Raw genomic sequence first — 401 nt, forward strand, 5'->3', positions numbered from 1 at the left:
GCAGCATATTTAGCAGCTGATTGTGATGGTGATGGTGTAACCAATGGTGATGAATTAACACCACCAGATGGAGAAGCACCAACGAATCCGAATGATCCATGTGATTTTGTATCAGCAGATGTAACTTTAGCCTTAGGGGCAGCATATTTAGCAGCTGATTGTGATGGTGATGGTGTAACCAATGGTGATGAATTAACACCACCAGATGGAGAAGCACCAACGAATCCGAATGATCCATGTGATTTTGTATCAGCAGATGTAACCTTAGCCTTAGGCGCAGCATATTTAGCAGCCGATTGTGATGGTGATGGTGTAACCAATGGTGATGAATTAACACCACCAGATGGAGAAGCACCAACGAATCCGAATGATCCATGTGATTTTGTATCAGCAGATGTAAC

General features: G+C 43.1%; 1 protein-coding gene. It reads left to right on the plus strand.

Features of this window, described 5'->3' with window-relative positions; genetic code table 11:
* Window positions 1-401 (plus strand): hypothetical protein (locus Q0772_RS16230; RefSeq protein WP_298347015.1); only part of this gene is annotated, 401 nt, incomplete at both ends.

It is taken from the genome of uncultured Algibacter sp. (assembly GCF_947490405.1).
Classification (GTDB): domain Bacteria; phylum Bacteroidota; class Bacteroidia; order Flavobacteriales; family Flavobacteriaceae; genus Algibacter_B.